This window comes from Streptomyces sp. MAI_2237, assembly GCF_054189285.1.
On record NZ_JAJPGQ010000001.1, the window covers coordinates 197850 to 215376 of the forward strand.

At 70.3% G+C, this 17527-nt stretch carries 17 protein-coding genes; 1 reads left to right on the forward strand and 16 read right to left on the reverse strand.

Going from position 1 to position 17527, the window contains the following annotated elements; translation table 11 throughout:
• Positions 1 to 3 precede the first annotated feature (3 nt).
• The 13 genes from metK to pyrR all read right to left on the reverse strand — a co-directional run bounded on the left by metK (position 4) and on the right by pyrR (position 14347).
• Positions 4 to 1212, reverse strand: coding sequence for a methionine adenosyltransferase (gene metK, locus LN251_RS00910; RefSeq protein WP_458242661.1), 1209 nt, complete (start codon positions 1210 to 1212; stop codon positions 4 to 6).
• 240 nt (positions 1213 to 1452) lie between these two features.
• Entirely contained in the window at positions 1453 to 2655 is a 1203-nt protein-coding gene (gene coaBC / locus LN251_RS00915; RefSeq protein ID WP_458242662.1) for a bifunctional phosphopantothenoylcysteine decarboxylase/phosphopantothenate--cysteine ligase CoaBC, read from the reverse strand.
• Positions 2656 to 2789: 134 nt separating this feature from the next.
• Entirely contained in the window at positions 2790 to 3062 is a 273-nt protein-coding gene (gene rpoZ, locus LN251_RS00920; protein WP_003988945.1) for a DNA-directed RNA polymerase subunit omega, read from the reverse strand.
• A gap of 53 nt (positions 3063 to 3115) precedes the next feature.
• Positions 3116 to 3709 (reverse strand): guanylate kinase, encoded by a 594-nt coding sequence (gene gmk / locus LN251_RS00925; RefSeq protein WP_058926519.1) that lies wholly within the window; start codon positions 3707 to 3709, stop codon positions 3116 to 3118.
• Between the two features lie 59 nt (positions 3710 to 3768).
• Positions 3769 to 4092: an integration host factor gene (locus LN251_RS00930; protein WP_003977346.1), complete on the reverse strand. Its 324-nt coding sequence runs from the start codon at positions 4090 to 4092 to the stop codon at positions 3769 to 3771.
• A gap of 337 nt (positions 4093 to 4429) precedes the next feature.
• Positions 4430 to 5275: an orotidine-5'-phosphate decarboxylase gene (gene pyrF / locus LN251_RS00935; RefSeq protein ID WP_458242663.1), complete on the reverse strand. Its 846-nt coding sequence runs from the start codon at positions 5273 to 5275 to the stop codon at positions 4430 to 4432.
• Positions 5272 to 6378 carry a quinone-dependent dihydroorotate dehydrogenase gene (locus LN251_RS00940; protein ID WP_458242664.1) on the reverse strand — a complete coding sequence of 369 codons (1107 nt, stop codon included), beginning with the start codon at positions 6376 to 6378 and terminating at the stop codon, positions 5272 to 5274. The genes pyrF and LN251_RS00940 overlap by 4 nt, the downstream gene beginning before the upstream one ends.
• Before the next feature lie 51 nt (positions 6379 to 6429).
• Positions 6430 to 9738 carry a carbamoyl-phosphate synthase large subunit gene (gene carB / locus LN251_RS00945; protein ID WP_458242665.1) on the reverse strand — a complete coding sequence of 1103 codons (3309 nt, stop codon included), beginning with the start codon at positions 9736 to 9738 and terminating at the stop codon, positions 6430 to 6432.
• A complete protein-coding gene (carA, locus tag LN251_RS00950; protein ID WP_362988665.1) occupies positions 9731 to 10873 on the reverse strand; it encodes a glutamine-hydrolyzing carbamoyl-phosphate synthase small subunit in 1143 nt (380 codons plus the stop codon). Before carA ends, carB begins: the two co-directional genes overlap by 8 nt.
• Complete coding sequence (locus LN251_RS00955) at positions 10870 to 11430, reverse strand: PH-like domain-containing protein (protein ID WP_458242666.1); 561 nt, start codon at positions 11428 to 11430, stop codon at positions 10870 to 10872. Before LN251_RS00955 ends, carA begins: the two co-directional genes overlap by 4 nt.
• Positions 11427 to 12713, reverse strand: a complete 1287-nt coding sequence (locus LN251_RS00960; protein WP_249835902.1) for a dihydroorotase — start codon at positions 12711 to 12713, stop codon at positions 11427 to 11429. Before LN251_RS00960 ends, LN251_RS00955 begins: the two co-directional genes overlap by 4 nt.
• Before the next feature lie 5 nt (positions 12714 to 12718).
• A complete protein-coding gene (locus tag LN251_RS00965) occupies positions 12719 to 13696 on the reverse strand; it encodes an aspartate carbamoyltransferase catalytic subunit (protein WP_142150447.1) in 978 nt (325 codons plus the stop codon).
• A gap of 84 nt (positions 13697 to 13780) precedes the next feature.
• Entirely contained in the window at positions 13781 to 14347 is a 567-nt protein-coding gene (gene pyrR, locus LN251_RS00970) for a bifunctional pyr operon transcriptional regulator/uracil phosphoribosyltransferase PyrR (protein WP_458242667.1), read from the reverse strand.
• 254 nt (positions 14348 to 14601) lie between these two features.
• Between pyrR and bldD the strand changes: the two genes are divergently transcribed.
• Complete coding sequence (bldD, locus tag LN251_RS00975) at positions 14602 to 15102, forward strand: transcriptional regulator BldD (protein ID WP_007829306.1); 501 nt, start codon at positions 14602 to 14604, stop codon at positions 15100 to 15102.
• Positions 15103 to 15264: 162 nt separating this feature from the next.
• Here bldD and nusB read toward each other — a convergent pair whose 3' ends face one another.
• Genes nusB through LN251_RS00990 form a run of 3 tightly spaced genes read right to left on the reverse strand, consistent with a single transcriptional unit; the run spans position 15265 to position 17427 of the window.
• A complete protein-coding gene (gene nusB / locus LN251_RS00980) occupies positions 15265 to 15699 on the reverse strand; it encodes a transcription antitermination factor NusB (RefSeq protein WP_058926510.1) in 435 nt (144 codons plus the stop codon).
• A gap of 2 nt (positions 15700 to 15701) precedes the next feature.
• Positions 15702 to 16268, reverse strand: a complete 567-nt coding sequence (efp, locus tag LN251_RS00985; RefSeq protein WP_458242668.1) for an elongation factor P — start codon at positions 16266 to 16268, stop codon at positions 15702 to 15704.
• A gap of 52 nt (positions 16269 to 16320) precedes the next feature.
• Complete coding sequence (locus LN251_RS00990; protein ID WP_458242669.1) at positions 16321 to 17427, reverse strand: aminopeptidase P family protein; 1107 nt, start codon at positions 17425 to 17427, stop codon at positions 16321 to 16323.
• Between the last annotated feature and the right edge of the window lie 100 nt (positions 17428 to 17527).

Here is a 17527-nt window from a genome sequence, read left to right on the forward strand (position 1 = left end):
AGGTTACAGGCCGACGGCCTTCTGCAGTGCCTCCACCCGGTCCGTCCGCTCCCAGGTGAACTCGGGCAGCTCGCGGCCGAAGTGGCCGTAGGCCGCCGTCTGGGCGTAGATCGGGCGGAGCAGGTCGAGGTCGCGGATGATGGCGGCCGGACGCAGGTCGAAGACCTCGTCGATCGCCTTCTCGATCTTCTCGTGGTCGATGGTGGCGGTGCCGAAGGTCTCGACGAACAGGCCGACGGGCTCGGCCTTGCCGATCGCGTACGCGACCTGGACCTCGCAGCGGGAGGCGAGGCCGGCCGCGACGATGTTCTTGGCGACCCAGCGCATCGCGTAGGCGGCCGAGCGGTCCACCTTGGACGGGTCCTTGCCCGAGAACGCGCCACCGCCGTGGCGGGCCATGCCGCCGTACGTGTCGATGATGATCTTGCGGCCGGTCAGGCCCGCGTCGCCCATCGGGCCGCCGATCTCGAAGCGGCCGGTCGGGTTGACCAGGAGGCGGTAGTTCTCGGTGTCGAGCTTGATGCCCTCGTCCAGGAGCGCCTTGAGCTCCGGCTCGACGACGAACTCGCGGATGTCGGGCGCGAGGAGCGAGTCGAGGTCGATGTCGGACGCGTGCTGCGAGGAGACGACGACCGTGTCGAGGCGGACGGCCTTGTCGCCGTCGTACTCGATGGTGACCTGGGTCTTGCCGTCGGGGCGCAGGTAGGGGATGGTGCCGTTCTTGCGGACCTCGGACAGGCGCTTCGACAGGCGGTGCGCCAGGAAGATCGGCAGCGGCATGAGGGTCGGCGTCTCGTCCGTGGCGTAGCCGAACATCAGGCCCTGGTCGCCGGCGCCCTGCTTGTCGAGTTCGTCCTCGTCGCCCTCGACCCGGGACTCGTACGCCGTGTCCACGCCCTGCGCGATGTCCGGCGACTGGGCGCCGATCGAGACCGAGACACCGCAGGAAGCGCCGTCGAAGCCCTTCTTGGAGGAGTCGTAGCCGATCTCGAGGATCTTGTTGCGGACGAGGGTCGCGATGTCCGCGTAGGTCTTGGTGGTGACCTCTCCGGCCACGTGCACCAGGCCGGTGGTGATCAGCGTCTCGACGGCGACCCGGGAGGTCGGGTCCTCGCGCAGGAGCGCGTCGAGAATGGTGTCGCTGATCTGGTCAGCGATCTTGTCGGGGTGACCCTCGGTCACGGACTCCGAGGTGAACAGGCGACGGGACACAACGCTCCCTGGGGTTGCAGCGGCTGCTGGCTGATCATGGGCGGACGGGCTCGGGGGCTGCGCCCGGCACCGTCCGAGAACAGTTTATCGGTCGGTCTCGGCCACTGGCCTCCCCGTCTCGCCTCTCGGGAGGGCTGTGACCAGCGGCACGGGCATTCTGCCCAATCCCCTGCGGGCTTGGCCAGGGTCGCCACACCCCTGTGGCAGAGGTTTGAGGGGTCCGAGAAGCGAATGAAACCTTCAGTGGAGCCGCTCCGCCACCAGGTCCCAGACGATTTCGGCCAGATGTTCCTTCGGCCCGTGCGGCACGGGCGTCTCGGTGTCGTCGGCGCCCAGCACCACCGCCTCGTTCTCCTCGGAGCCGAACGTCTTGCGCTCGCCCACCTCGTTCACCACGAGGAGGTCGCAGCCCTTGCGCCGCAGCTTGGAACGGCCGTTGGCCAGGACGTCGTCGGTCTCGGCGGCGAAGCCCACGATCACCTGCCCGTCACGGGGCCGTTCGGAGGAGATCTCCGCGAGGATGTCCGGATTCCGCACCAGCACGACCGGCTCGGGGTCCTGGCCGTCCTTCTTCTTGATCTTCCCGGCGGCGTAGGCCGCGGGGCGGAAGTCCGCGACGGCCGCGGCCATGACGACCGCGTCGGCGTCCGCGGCGGCCTTGAGCACCGCCTCGCGCAGCTGCACGGCCGTGCCGACCTGGACGACGTCGACGCCGGCCGGGTCCGCCATGCCGGTGTTGGCGGCGACCAGCGTGACGCGGGCGCCGCGCGCGGCGGCGGTGCGGGCGAGGGCGTAGCCCTGCTTGCCGGAGGAGCGGTTGCCGAGGAAGCGGACCGGGTCGAGGGGTTCGCGGGTGCCGCCCGCGCTGACGACGACATGTCGGCCGACGAGGTCGGGCGCGGTGACGCCCCGGGCGAGGACGCGCCGGCAGACCTCGAAGATCTCGGCGGGATCGGGCAGCCGGCCCTTGCCGGTGTCGACGCCGGTGAGGCGGCCGACGGCGGGCTCGATGACGACGGCGCCGCGGCGGCGCAGCGTCGCCACGTTCTCCTGGGTGGCCGGGTGCTCCCACATCTCGGTGTGCATGGCGGGGGCGAAGACGACCGGGCAGCGGGCGGTCAGGAGGGTGTTGGTGAGCAGGTCGTCGGCGAGCCCGTGGGCGGCCTTGGCGAGCATGTCCGCGGTGGCGGGGGCGACGACGACCAGGTCCGCGTGCTGGCCGATGCGGACGTGCGGGACCTCGTGGACGTCGTCCCAGACCTCGGTGGAGACGGGGTGGCCGGAGAGCGCCGACCAGGTGGCGGCGCCCACGAAGTGCAGCGCGGAGGCCGTCGGCACCACGCGGACGTCGTGACCCGACTCCGTCAGCCGGCGCAGCAGCTCACAGGCCTTGTACGCGGCGATGCCACCGCTGACCCCCAGAACGACCTTCGGCTTGTCCACCGTCTCTCCCCGGCTCGGCAACGTACGACCCCATGCTGCACCACAGCGGGGGCGACCCCGCGCCCCCCGGCAGACCACAGGCCCGACAGTCGCGCTGCCGGGCCTGTGGATAAGTCAACCGCGATATGAACGTGCTACTGCGCGGGGCCTTCGACGGCCTCGGACGTCAGCAGACCCGCGTTGATCTCACGCAGGGCGATCGAGAGCGGCTTCTCGTGCACGTGGGTGTCGACGAGCGGACCGACGTACTCGAGGAGGCCCTCGCCGAGCTGCGAGTAGTACGCGTTGATCTGGCGGGCCCGCTTGGCCGCGTAGATCACGAGGCTGTACTTCGAGTCGGTGGCCTCGAGGAGCTCGTCGATCGGCGGGTTGATGATGCCCTCGGGCGCGGAGATGGAAGAGGACACGCTCTACCTTCCGATGGATGGGAAAAGATCGGTCGTGATCACATCACGTGCGATCACAGAACATCCATCAAGGCTAGCAGCTCGCGAGCCACGTCCTCGACGGAGGTGTTGACCAGGGTCACGTCGAACTCCGGCTCGGCGGCCAGTTCGACCTTCGCCGCGTCGAGGCGACGCTCGATCACCTCGGGCGGTTCGGTGCCACGCCCGGTGAGCCGGCGCACGAGCTCCTCCCAGGAGGGAGGCGCCAGGAACACCAGCTGGGCGTCGGTCATCGACTCGCGCACCTGCCGGGCGCCCTGGAGGTCGATCTCCAGCAGGACGGGCTCCCCCGCCTCCAGCCGCTCCAGGACGGCCGCGCGCGGCGTGCCGTAGCGGTTGCCGGCGAATTCGGCCCACTCCAGCAGCTCGCCGTTGGCGATCAGCTTGTCCATCTCCTCGTCGGTGACGAAGAAGTACTGGACGCCGTGCTTCTCGCCGGGGCGGGGCTTGCGGGTCGTCGCCGACACCGAGAGCCAGACCTCGGGGTGTTCCTTGCGCATATGGGCGACGACCGTGCTCTTGCCGACCCCGGAGGGGCCGGAGAGCACGGTCAGCCGCGGACGTACGTCCGGGGGCTCGGGGGTCGTCCCCCGGAATGTTGCAGCCATGCAGCGATTATTCCAGCAATCCCGGTGTGCCCGGGACTCCCGGTCCGGAGGTCCCGGAGTCAGGAACCGGTGCTGCCGAACTCACGCTCCAGGGAAGCGATCTGGTTGGAGCCGAGGCCGCGAACCCGGCGGCTCTCGGAGATGCCGAGTCGTTCCATGATCTGCTTGGCGCGGACCTTGCCCACGCCCGGCAGGGACTCGAGCAGCGCGGAGACCTTCATCTTGCCGATGACGTCGTTCTCCTGGCCCTGCTTGATGACCTCGTGCAGGGAGGCGCCGGAGTGCTTGAGTCGATTCTTGACCTCGGCCCGCTCCCGGCGAGCCGCGGCGGCCTTTTCGAGCGCGGCTGCGCGCTGTTCAGGGGTAAGGGGCGGAAGAGCCACGCCTACGTCACCTCGGATGTCGAACTGTCGGATACGGACCGGTGAGGAACCTAGTCGCCCCACACCTGGGGAGCCACGAGCAACACGCTTGCCCTTTGACTCTCGTCGGAGACTAGCGGTCAAGTCCGCCAGAGTCAGCGAGAACAGCGGAAAAGTCCTGGTCAGCCTCCGCCAGGCCGGACATTTAGGACATAATGCCCTGGATTTGAGGATGTATTCAGACTCAAGCGGGCTCCCGAACACCTGTTGGAAGACTCCCGCGACCTTCTGGAACGCCGCAGACGGCCGTCATGAACGCCTCATGCGGCCGTCTCGGGGGCCCTTGACGTGGTACACCTCACACGCCGGCCAGCGCCGTCCGGATCTCCTCGGCGAAACGGTCCGCGGAAGCGCGCAGCGCAGCGAGGTCGGGTCCGTGCCGGAGCACGCCCCGGCTGACGTTCGGCACGACGTTGCGCACGGCGGCCCCGAAGACCTTCGGAAGGTCGGCCGGAGTGGCCCCCTGGGCGCCGACGCCGGGCGCCAGAAGCGGGCCGTTGATCGCCAGGTCGTAGGAGGACAGGTCGCCCAGCGTGGCGCCGACGACGGCGCCGAAGGAGCCCAACGGCTCCTCCCCCTCGTTCTCGGCCGCCAGGTGGGCCAGGATCGTCGCGCCGACGTTCCGGCCGTCCGGGCGCACCGCGTGCTGGACCTCGCCGCCCTCCGGGTTGGAGGTCAGGGCGAGCACGAACAGGCCCGTGCCGCTCTCGCGGGCCAGGGCGACGGCCGGGCTGAGCGATCCGTAGCCCAGGTACGGCGAGACGGTCAGCGCGTCCGAGAACAGCGGGGAGTCCTTGTGCAGGAACGCCTCGGCGTACCCGGCCATGGTGGAGCCGATGTCACCGCGCTTGGCGTCCGTCACGACCAGCGCCCCGGCCGCGCGCGCCTCCTGGACCGTCTTCTCCAGGACGGCGACGCCGCGTGAGCCGAAGCGCTCGAAGAAGGCGCTCTGCGGCTTGAGGACGGCGACCCGGTCGGCCACCGCCTCGACCATCGTGCGGCTGAACCGCTCCAGGCCGGCCACGTCGTCGTTCAGGCCCCACTCGGTGAGCAGGGACGCGTGCGGGTCGATGCCGACACACAGCGGGCCGCGGGCGTCCATGGCGCGGCGCAGACGGGTGCCGAAGGGTTCGAGAACGCTCATGCGGACTTCCTCACGTCGGCGCCGACCGCGTCGGCGAGGGTGGCGTACGGGCTCGTGCGCAGGCGCGCGGCGAGGCCCTTGTGGATGGCTCGGCCCCAGAAGGGCCCCTCGTAGACGAACGCGCTGTAGCCCTGCACGAGCGTGGCGCCGGCGAGGATGCGCTGCCAGGCGTCCTCGGCGTTCTCGATGCCGCCGACGCCCACCAGGGTGATGCGGTCGCCCACGCGCGCGTAGAGACGGCGCAGCACCTCCAGGGAGCGTGCCTTGAGCGGTGCGCCGGAGAGCCCGCCCGTCTCCTTCACCACAGCGGGGTCGGAGGTCAGACCGAGCCCCTCGCGCGCGATGGTGGTGTTGGTGGCGATGATCCCGTCCAGGCCGAGTTCGACGGCGAGGTCGGCGACGGCATCGACGTCCTCGTCGGCGAGGTCCGGCGCGATCTTGACCAGGAGCGGCACCCGGCGCGTGGTCACCGTGCGGTCGGCGGCCTCGCGGACGGCGCTCAGCAGCGGCCGCAGGGCCTCCGTGGCCTGCAGGTTGCGCAGCCCGGGCGTGTTCGGGGAGGAGACGTTCACGACCAGGTAGTCGGCGTACGGCGCGAGCCGCTCGGTCGACTTCACGTAGTCGCCGACGGCCTCCTCCTCCGGGACGACCTTGGTCTTGCCGATGTTGACGCCCACGACCGTCCTGAAGACCGGCTCGCGGGAGGCCAGGCGGGCCGCGACGGCCAGCGAGCCCTCGTTGTTGAAGCCCATCCGGTTGATCAGCGCCCGGTCCGGCACCAGGCGGAACAGCCGCTTCTTCGGGTTGCCGGGCTGGGCCTCCCCGGTGACGGTGCCGATCTCGACGTGGTCGAAGCCGAGCATCGACATGCCGTCGATGGCCACGGCGTTCTTGTCGAAGCCCGCGGCCAGCCCGAACGGGCCGTGCATGCGCAGCCCGAAGGCCGCGGTGCGCAGCTCCTTGTGACGGGGCGCGAGGGCGGCGGCGACGAAGGTGCGCAGCACGGGGACGCGGGCGGCGAGGCGGATCCAGCGAAAGGCCAGGTAGTGCGCCGCCTCCGGGTCCATGCGCCGGAAGACGAGGTTGAAGAAGATCTTGTACATGGTGTCCTCACGACGAGGGGGACACCGTTTCCGGTGTCCCCCTGTCGGCTGCTAGTCGCGGGCCGCGGTCAGGTGTTCGGCGTGTTCCTGGAGCGAACGCACTCCCACGTCACCGTGGTTGAGGGCGTCGATGCCCTGGACGGCTGCGGCGAGCGCCTGGACCGTCGTCAGGCACGGGACCGAGCGCGCCACGGCCGCCGTACGGATCTCGTAGCCGTCGAGGCGGCCTCCGGTGCCGTACGGGGTGTTGACGATGAGGTCGACCTCGCCGTCGTGGATGAGCTGGACGATGGTCTTCTCGCCGTTCGGGCCGGTGCCCTCGGACTGCTTGCGCACGACGGTGGCGTTGATGCCGTTGCGCTTGAGGACCTCGGCGGTGCCGGAGGTGGCCATCAGCTCGAAGCCGTGGGCGACCAGCTCGCGCGCGGGGAAGATCATCGACCGCTTGTCGCGGTTGGCGACCGAGATGAAGGCGCGGCCCTTGGTGGGCAGCGGGCCGTAGGCGCCGGCCTGCGACTTGGCGTAGGCCGTGCCGAAGACGGCGTCGATGCCCATGACCTCGCCGGTGGAGCGCATCTCCGGACCGAGGACCGTGTCGACGCCGCGGCCCTGGACGTCGCGGAAGCGCGACCACGGCATGACCGCCTCCTTGACGGAGATCGGCGCGTCGAGCGGCAGCTCGCCGCCGTCGCCGGTCGCCGGGAGCAGGCCCTCGGCCCGCAGTTCGGCGACGGTGGCACCGAGCGAGATGCGGGCGGCGGCCTTCGCCAGCGGCACCGCGGTCGCCTTCGAGGTGAAGGGCACGGTGCGGGACGCGCGCGGGTTGGCCTCCAGGACGTAGAGGATGTCCCCGGCCATCGCGAACTGGATGTTGATCAGGCCGCGCACGCCGACGCCCTTGGCGATGGCCTCCGTGGAGGCCCGCAGCCGCTTGATGTCGAAGCCGCCCAGGGTGATCGGCGGCAGCGCGCACGCCGAGTCGCCGGAGTGGATGCCGGCCTCCTCGATGTGCTCCATGACGCCGCCGAGGTAGAGCTCGGTGCCGTCGTAGAGGGCGTCGACGTCGATCTCGATGGCGTCGTCGAGGAAGCGGTCGACGAGGACCGGCCGGGAGGGGCTGATCTCGGTCGACTCGGCGATGTAGGACGCGAGGCGGGTCTCGTCGTAGACGATCTCCATGCCGCGCCCGCCGAGGACGTACGACGGCCGCACCAGGACCGGGTAGCCGATCTCGTCGGCGATGGCCTTGGCCTCGGCGAAGGTGGTGGCGGTGCCGTGCTTGGGGGCCGGCAGGCCGGCCTCGGCGAGCACGCGGCCGAAGGCTCCGCGGTCCTCGGCGGCGTGGATGGCCTCCGGGGAGGTGCCCACGATCGGCACGCCGTTGTCCTTGAGCGCCTGCGACAGGCCCAGCGGGGTCTGGCCGCCCAGCTGCACGATCACGCCCGCCACCGGACCGGCCTGCTGCTCGGCGTGGACGATCTCCAGCACGTCTTCCAGCGTCAGCGGCTCGAAGTACAGGCGGTCGGAGGTGTCGTAGTCGGTGGAGACGGTCTCGGGGTTGCAGTTGACCATCACCGTCTCGTAGCCCGCGTCGCTCAGCGCGAAGGAGGCGTGGACGCACGAGTAGTCGAACTCGATGCCCTGGCCGATGCGGTTGGGGCCGGAGCCCAGGATGATGACCGCGGGCTTCTCGCGAGGCGCGACCTCGGTCTCCTCGTCGTAGGAGGAGTAGAAGTACGGCGTCCGGGCGGCGAACTCGGCAGCGCAGGTGTCGACCGTCTTGTACACCGGGCGGATGCCCAGCGCGTGCCGCACCTCGCGCACGACGTCCTCGCGCAGGCCGCGGATCTCGGCGATCTGCTGGTCGGAGAAGCCGTGCCGCTTGGCCTCGGCGAGCAGTTCGGACGTCAGCTCGGGCGCCTCGGCCAGCTCGTCCGCGATCTCCTTGATGAGGAAGAGCTGGTCGACGAACCAAGGGTCGATCTTGGTGTACTCGAAGACCTCCTCGGGCGTGGCGCCCGCACGAATGGCCCCCATGACGGTGTTGATCCGGCCGTCGGTGGGCCGCACCGACGCGCGCAGCAGCTCTTCCTTGTCGCCGGGCTCGCCGACGAAGGTGAACTGGCTGCCCTTCTTCTCCAGCGAGCGCAGCGCCTTCTGGAAGGCCTCGGTGAAGTTGCGGCCGATGGCCATGGCCTCGCCGACCGACTTCATGGTCGTGGTCAGCGTGGAGTCGGCCTGCGGGAACTTCTCGAAGGCGAAGCGGGGGGCCTTGACGACCACGTAGTCGAGCGTGGGCTCGAAGGAGGCCGGGGTCTCCTGCGTGATGTCGTTCGGGATCTCGTCGAGGGTGTAGCCGACGGCGAGCTTGGCGGCGATCTTGGCGATCGGGAAGCCGGTGGCCTTGGAGGCGAGGGCCGAGGAGCGCGACACGCGCGGGTTCATCTCGATGACGATGACCCGGCCGTCCTCGGGGTTGACCGCGAACTGGATGTTGCAGCCGCCGGTGTCGACGCCGACCTCGCGGATGATCGCGATGCCGACGTCGCGCAGCACCTGGTACTCGCGGTCGGTCAGGGTCATCGCGGGCGCCACGGTGATCGAGTCGCCGGTGTGCACGCCCATGGGGTCGAAGTTCTCGATGGAGCAGACGACCACGACGTTGTCGTGCTTGTCGCGCATCAGCTCCAGCTCGTACTCCTTCCAGCCGAGGATGGACTCCTCCAGGAGCACCTCGGTGGTCGGCGAGAGGGTCAGGCCCTGCCCGGCGATGCGACGCAGCTCCTCCTCGTCGTGGGCGAAGCCGGAGCCGGCGCCGCCCATGGTGAAGGACGGGCGGACGACGACCGGGTAGCCGCCGAGGGTCTCGACGCCCGCGAGGACGTCGTCCATGGAGTGGCAGATGACGGAGCGGGCGGACTCGCCGTGCCCGATCTTCCTGCGGACCTCCTCCACGACCTCCTTGAACAGGTCGCGGTCCTCGCCCTTGTGGATCGCCTGCACGTTGGCGCCGATCAGTTCGACGCCGTACTTCTCCAGGGCGCCGTTGTCGTGCAGGGAGATGGCCGTGTTGAGGGCCGTCTGGCCGCCCAGGGTGGGCAGCAGGGCGTCGGGGCGCTCCTTGGCGATGATCTTCTCGACGAACTCCGGGGTGATCGGCTCGACGTAGGTGGCGTCGGCGATCTCCGGGTCGGTCATGATCGTCGCCGGGTTGGAGTTCACGAGGATCACGCGCAGACCCTCGGACTTCAGGACGCGGCACGCCTGGGTGCCGGAGTAGTCGAACTCGGCGGCCTGGCCGATGACGATCGGGCCGGAGCCGATGACCAGGACGGACTGGATATCGGTGCGCTTAGGCACGCTGGCCCTCCATCAGGGATACGAAGCGGTCGAACAGGTAGGCGGCGTCGTGCGGGCCGGCTGCCGCTTCGGGGTGGTACTGGACGCTGAAGGCCGGGCGGTCGAGGAGCTGCAGGCCCTCCACCACGTTGTCGTTGAGGCAGACGTGGGAGACCTCGGCACGGCCGTAGGGGGTCTCGGAGACCTGGTCGAGCGGGGCGTCCACGGCGAAGCCGTGGTTGTGCGCGGTGACCTCGACCTTGCCGGTGGTGCGGTCCTGCACCGGCTGGTTGATGCCGCGGTGGCCGTACTTGAGCTTGTAGGTGCCGAAGCCCAGCGCGCGGCCCAGGATCTGGTTGCCGAAGCAGATGCCGAACAGCGGGGTGCCGCGCTCCAGGACCGCCCGCATCACGGAGACCGGGTGGTCGGCGGTGGCCGGGTCGCCGGGGCCGTTGGAGAAGAACACGCCGTCGGGCTCGACGGCGAAGACGTCCTCGGCGGTGGCCGTGGCGGGCAGGACGTGCACCTCGATGCCGCGCTCGGCCATCCGGTGCGGGGTCATGCCCTTGATGCCGAGGTCGACGGCGGCGACGGTGAACTTCTTCTCACCGATCGCCGGGACGACGTACGCCTCCTTGGTGGCGACCTCGGCGGAGAGGTCGGCGCCCTTCATCTCGGGGGCCTGGCGGACCTCGGCGAGCATGGTGCCCTCGTCGGGCAGGGCGTTGCCGGAGAAGATGCCGACGCGCATGGCGCCGCGCTCGCGCAGGTGGCGGGTGAGCGCGCGGGTGTCGATGCCGGAGATGCCGACGACGCCCTGGTGGCGCAGCTCGTCGTCGAGCGGGCGGCGCGAGCGCCAGTTGGACGGCACGCGCGCGGGGTCGCGCACGACGTATCCGGCGACCCAGATGCGCTTGCTCTCCGGGTCCTCGTCGTTCACGCCGGTGTTGCCGACGTGCGGGGCGGTCATCACGACGACCTGGCGGTGGTACGAGGGGTCGGTCAGGGTCTCCTGATAGCCGGTCATGCCGGTCGAGAAGACCGCCTCGCCGAAGGTCACCCCCACGGCCCCGTAGGCACGGCCGCGGAAGATCCGGCCGTCCTCCAGGACGAGTACGGCGGGAGTCCTGCTGGCTCCCCTGGTGGAGGTTGTCATCGTGCGCCTTCCGTCTTGTTGATCATCTGGTTCAGGGTGTCGACCCACTCCGTGTGCTCGGCCGCGTGGTCGGAGCGGAAGCCGGAGTCGATCAGCCGCTCGCCGTGCTGCCAGGTCACCACGAGCAGGCCGCCCTCGGTCAGCACCTTGCCGGCGATGCCCTTGTCCAGCCGGGCCTCGCGCAGTCGCGCCGCCGGGACGAAGAAGTCGCTCGCCCCGGGGCGTACGACGTCCAGGCCCGCGTCCGTCAGCGTGAGCTCGACCCGGCTGCGGGTGCCGAGGCCGTGCGCCACGATGCGGTCGAGCCACTGACCGGCGGTGGTGGAGCCGTGGTAGCGGCCGCTCATCGTCAGTCTGGCCTCGCCGGGCTCGTCCGGCGCGCTGGGCAGCTCGGGCAGGTCGCCCTGGAGCGTGCCGCGCCATTTCCAGCCCTCGCGCATCAGCCAGTAGACGAGCGCGACGAAGAGCGCGAGCCCGACGAGCCAGCCGATGCGCGCGGCCCAGTCGGTGACCTCGGCCGACTTCTTCTCGGCGGCCAGCAGGATTACAGGTGTCACGTGAGCTTCCCGTCGACGAGCGTGGCCTTGCCCCGCAGCCACGTGTGCGTCACACGGCCCGGCAGCTCACGCCCCTCGTACGGGGTGTTGCGGCTGCGCGAGGCGAAGCCCGCGGGGTCCACCGACCCACGGTATGCCGTGTCGACGAGCGTGAGGTTGGCGGGCTCACCAGCCGAGACGGGACGCCCGTGGCCCTTCGCCCCGCCGATCGCGGCCGGCTTGAAGGACATGCGCTCGGCGACTCCGGCCCAGGTGAGGAGCCCGGTGTCCACCATGGTCTCCTGCACCACCGACAGCGCGGTCTCCAGGCCGACCATGCCCATGGCGGCCGCGGCCCACTCGCAGTCCTTGTCCTCGTGCGGGTGCGGGGCGTGGTCGGTGGCGACGATGTCGATCGTGCCGTCGGCCAGCGCCTCGCGCAGGGCGAGCACGTCGCGCTCGGTGCGCAGCGGCGGGTTGACCTTGTAGACCGGGTTGTAGGTGCGCACCAGCTCGTCGGTGAGCAGCAGGTGGTGCGGGGTCACCTCGGCGGTGACGTCGATGCCGCGGGACTTGGCCCAGCGGACGATCTCGACGGACCCGGCGGTGGAGAGGTGGCAGATGTGCACGCGGGAGCCGACGTGCTCGGCGAGCAGGACGTCCCGGGCGATGATCGACTCCTCGGCCACCGCGGGCCAGCCGCCGAGCCCCAGCTCGGCGGAGACGATGCCCTCGTTCATCTGGGCGCCCTCGGTCAGCCGCGGCTCCTGCGCGTGCTGGGCGACGACACCGCCGAAGGCCTTCACGTACTCCAGCGCCCGCCGCATGATCACGGCGTCGTCGACGCACTTGCCGTCGTCGGAGAAGACGGTGACGCCGGCGGCCGACTCGTGCATGGCGCCGAGTTCGGCGAGCTTCCTGCCCTCCAGGCCGACGGTGACGGCGCCGATGGGCTGCACGTCGCAGTAGCCGTGCTCCTGGCCGAGCCGGTAGACCTGCTCGACGACGCCGGCGGTGTCGGCGACCGGGAAGGTGTTGGCCATGGCGAACACGGCGGTGAAGCCGCCGCTCGCCGCGGCGCGGGTGCCGGTCAGCACGGTCTCGGAGTCCTCGCGGCCGGGCTCGCGCAGGTGGGTGTGAAGGTCGACCAGGCCCGGCAGCAGGACCTTGCCGTCGGCCTCGACGACCTCGGCACCCTCGGCGGACAGCCCCGTGCCGACCGCCTCGATGACGGAGCCGTCGATCAGGACGTCCTGCGCCTCGCCGCCGAGCACCTTCGCACCACGGATCAGGATCTTGCTCATGTGACTTACTTCTCCTCGATACGGGCGTGGGTGACGGCGGGTTCGTTGCCACCGAGCAGCAGGTACAGGACGGCCATCCGGATGGAGACTCCGTTTGCGACCTGCTCGACGACGGTGCAGCGGTCGGAGTCGGCGACCTCGGCGGTGATCTCCATGCCGCGGACCATCGGGCCGGGGTGCATCACGATGGCGTGCTCGGGCATCCGCGCCATGCGGTCGCCGTCGAGACCGTAGCGTCGCGAGTACTCGCGCTCGGTCGGGAAGAAGGCGGCGTTCATGCGCTCGCGCTGGACGCGCAGCATCATCACCGCGTCGGACTTGGTGAGGGTGGAGTCGAGGTCGTACGACACCTCGCAGGGCCAGGTCTCGACGCCGACCGGCACCAGGGTGGGCGGGGCGACCAGGGTGACCTCGGCGCCGAGGGTGTGCAGCAGGTCGACGTTGGAGCGGGCGACCCGGCTGTGCAGGACGTCGCCGACGATCGTGATGCGCCGGCCGGCCAGGTCCTGACCGAGCCCGGCGTCCCGGCCGACGAGGCGGCGGCGCATGGTGAAGGCGTCCAGCAGGGCCTGCGTGGGGTGCTGGTGGGTGCCGTCGCCGGCGTTGATGACGGCGGCGTCGATCCAGCCGGAGTTGGCGAGGCGGTACGGGGCCCCGGAGGCGCCGTGCCGGATGACGACGGCATCGACGCCCATGGCTTCCAGCGTCTGGGCGGTGTCCTTCAGGGACTCGCCCTTGGAGACGCTGGAGCCCTTGGCGGTGAAGTTGATCACGTCCGCCGAGAGGCGCTTCTCGGCGGCTTCGAAGGAGATACGCGTGCGCGTGGAGTCCTCGAAGAAGAGGTTGACGATCGTACGGCCGCGCAGGGTCGGCAGTTTCTTGATCGGCCGGTCCGCGACCCGGGCCATCTCCTCGGCGGTGTCGAGGATCAGGACGGCGTCGTCGCGGGTGAGGTCGGCGGCCGAGATGAGATGACGCTGCATCTGTCAGGCTCCGTAAGGCAATTCGGGATTCGGGAGATTCCGGGCAGACCAGGGCACGCCGAAAGGGCGCGTGCCCAGCGGCCGCTACGGGGTCTGCTTCGCACCGAGCAGCACGGTGTCCCGACCGTCCTCCTCGGCGAGCTGGACCTTGACCGTCTCCCGCAGCGACGTGGGGAGGTTCTTGCCGACGTAGTCGGCGCGGATGGGCAGTTCGCGGTGCCCACGGTCGACGAGGACCGCGAGCTGGACCGCGCGCGGGCGCCCGACGTCGTTCAGGGCGTCCAGGGCGGCCCGGACGGTACGGCCGGAGAAGAGCACGTCGTCGACGAGGACGACCAGCTTGCCGTCGATGCCGTCACCGGGGATCTCGGTGCGGGCCAGCGCGCGCGGCGGGTGCATCCGCAGGTCGTCGCGGTACATGGTGATGTCGAGGGAGCCGACCGGGATCTTGCGTTCGGTGATCTCCTCGAGCTTGGCGGCGAGCCGCTGGGCGAGGAAGACGCCCCGGGTCGGAATGCCGAGGAGCACCACGTCGTCGGCGCCCTTGGCGCGCTCGACGATCTCGTGGGCGATGCGGGTCAGTACCCGCGCGATGTCGGGGCCCTCCAGAACGGGCCGGGCATCGGAGCCGTGCGTGTCGTGCTTGTCCATACGAAACGGACCCCCTTCTCCGCCTCACGGGACGGACCTTAAAGGACGTCGGATTTGCGCCATCCACGGTAGCAGGCCCGCGCGACTCCCCTGATCACCCCCCTGGCCTAATCGGCCACCGCCACCACGGAAGAGTCGGTGTGGACCATTCGGCTTGACGCAGGAGAATCACGCTGCGTAACCTCACAGTGAGTTACCAGACGCGCGGCGGCGGAACATCCGCAGCCGCGTCGACCCAGTGTCCGGGGAGCTATATGTCCAGCGAATACGCCAAACAGCTCGGGGCCAAGCTCCGGGCCATCCGCACCCAGCAGGGCCTTTCCCTCCATGGTGTCGAGGAGAAGAGCCAGGGACGCTGGAAGGCGGTCGTGGTCGGGTCGTACGAGCGCGGTGACCGCGCGGTGACCGTACAGCGCCTTGCCGAACTGGCGGATTTCTATGGCGTTCCCGTGCAGGAGCTGCTTCCGGGCACCACGCCCGGCGGCGCGGCGGAGCCCCCGCCGAAGCTGGTCCTGGACCTGGAGCGGCTGGCCACCGTCCCGGCCGAGAAGGCCGGCCCCCTGCAGCGCTACGCGGCCACGATCCAGTCGCAGCGCGGTGACTACAACGGCAAGGTGCTGTCGATCCGCCAGGACGACCTGCGCACACTCGCCGTCATCTACGACCAGTCGCCCTCGGTCCTGACCGAGCAGCTGATCAGCTGGGGCGTGCTCGACGCCGACGCGCGCCGCGCGGTGGCTCACGAGGAGGGCTGAGCCCCACCGCACCACAGCAGAAACGTGCCGCCGGGGTGGCCGGAACTTCACGGTTCCGGCCACCCCGGCGGCTTTCTGCGCCCTTCGGACGCCAGTGCGGTGCGGGAACGCCAGGGGGCCCGCAGCGGTCACGCTGCGGGCCCCCTGGCGATGTACCGCCTTCTACGCCTCGTCGCGGCGCAGGGAGGGCTTCAGCTCCTTGAGCCGGCCGAGCAGACCGTTGACGAACGCGGGCGACTCCTCCGTGGAGAACTCCTTCGCCAGCTGCACCATCTCGTCGAGCACGACGGCGTCCGGGACCTCGTCCACCCAGATCAGCTCGTAGGCGCCCAGGCGCAGGATGTTGCGGTCCACGACCGGCATCCGGTCGAGCGTCCAGCCGACCGAGTACTGCGCGATGAGCTCGTCGATCCGCTTCGCCTGCGTGGCGTAGCCCTCGACCAGCTGCATCGTGTACTCGCTCACCGGCGGCTGCCGGGTGTCGTTCCGGGAGAGCCGGATCCAGTCCGCGAGGACGGTCAGCACGTCGGCGCCGCGCTGGTCGCCCTCGAAGAGGATCTGGAAGGCGCGCTTGCGGGCCGTGTTGCGGGCAGCCACGGTTAGCTGTTCACCCGGCCGAGGTAGTCGCTGGTACGGGTGTCGACCTTGATCTTCTCACCGGTGGTGATGAAGAGCGGGACCTGGATCTGGTGACCGGTCTCCAGGGTGGCGGGCTTGGTGCCGCCGGTGGAGCGGTCGCCCTGCAGGCCCGGCTCGGTCTCCTGGACGACGAGCTCGACGGCGGCCGGCAGCTCGACGAAGAGCACCTCGCCCTCGTGCTGCGCGACGGTGGCGGTGAACCCCTCGATGAGGAAGTTGGCGGCCTCGCCGACGGCCTTGCGGTCGACCATCAGCTGGTCGTAGGTCTCCATGTCCATGAAGACGAAGTACTCGCCGTCCATGTACGAGAACTGCATGTCGCGCTTGTCGACAGTGGCCGTCTCGACCTTGACGCCGGCGTTGAAGGTCTTGTCGACGACCTTGCCGGAGAGCACGTTCTTGAGCTTGGTGCGCACGAAGGCGGGGCCCTTGCCGGGCTTGACGTGCTGGAACTCGACGACGGACCAGAGCTGGCCGCCTTCGAGCTTGAGCACCAGGCCGTTCTTGAGGTCGTTCGTGGAAGCCACGGTTGCGGAATCTCCTGGACTGACGTGGACGACCCCGGCGCACGCACCTTCTCTATAGTGCGAGCAGCTCCTTGGTCGTGATGGTGAGTAGCTCGGGTCCGCCGTCCGCCTCGGGGCGGACGACGAGCGTGTCATCGATCCGGACGCCGCCCCGGCCCGGGAGGTGGACCCCCGGTTCGACGGTGACCGGCACGCAAGCGTCCAGTTTACCCATGGCCGCAGGGACCAGCTGCGGGTCCTCGTCGATTTCGAGTCCCACGCCGTGGCCGGTGAGGGACGGCAGTGCCTCGGCGTACCCCGCGGTGTCGAGCACCTGGCGGGTGAGGCGGTCGACGTCACGGCAGGCCGCGCCGGGTGCGAGGGCCTCCCGTCCGGCACGCTGGGCGGCGAAGACGAGGTCGTAGAGCTCGATCTGCCAGTCCGCGGGCGAGGTGCCGATCACGAACGTCCGGCCGATCTCGCAGCGGTAGCCGCGATAGGTGGCGCCCAGGCAGACGGAGAGGAAGTCACCCTCCTCCACGCGCCGGTCGGTGGGGCGGTGCGCGCGGCGGCCGGAGTTCGGACCGGTGGCGACCGAGGTGGGGAAGGCGGGGCCCTCGGCGCCGTGGTCGACCAGCCGGCGTTCGAGTTCGAGGGCGAGATGGCGTTCGGTGCGGCCCACCAGGATGGACTCCAGGAGTTCACCGAGTGCCTGGTCGGCGATCTCGGCGCCGATGCGGAGGCAGGAGATCTCCTCCTCGTCCTTCACCACCCGCTGCTGTTCGACGGCGCCGCCCAGGTCGGCGATGCGCAGGCGGGGGGCGACGGAGCGGATCTCGCGGTGCCGGGCGACCGTGAGGTGGTGTTCCTCCACGGCGAGGGAGTCGGCGCCCTGGGCCGCGGCGAGGTCGGCGGCGGCGACCGCCGGATCACCCTGGCCCGCGGCGAGGTACTGCACCCGCAGAGCCTCGTCGGGCCGGCCTTCCGTGGGGCGGTCGCCGGGTGGGCCGGGGCAGACCAGGAGGTCTTCCGTCCGGCCCAGGAGGAGGACGGCGCCGTGCGGGGCGGCGCCGGCGAGGTAGCGGACGTTGGCGGGGCGGGAGACGAGCGCTGCCGCGTGGCCGGCCGCGCTGTGTTGCTCCCTGAGCCGGGTTCGGCGGTTCGCGTGCATCTCTGACATGAGATGAGCGTAGGAGGAGTGGGCGATTTGTGCCGGTTCTGGTGTCGATCGGGGGACGGGGTGCCCGGAGAGGTGGTGTGCCGGGTGCGGGTCTGTGGAG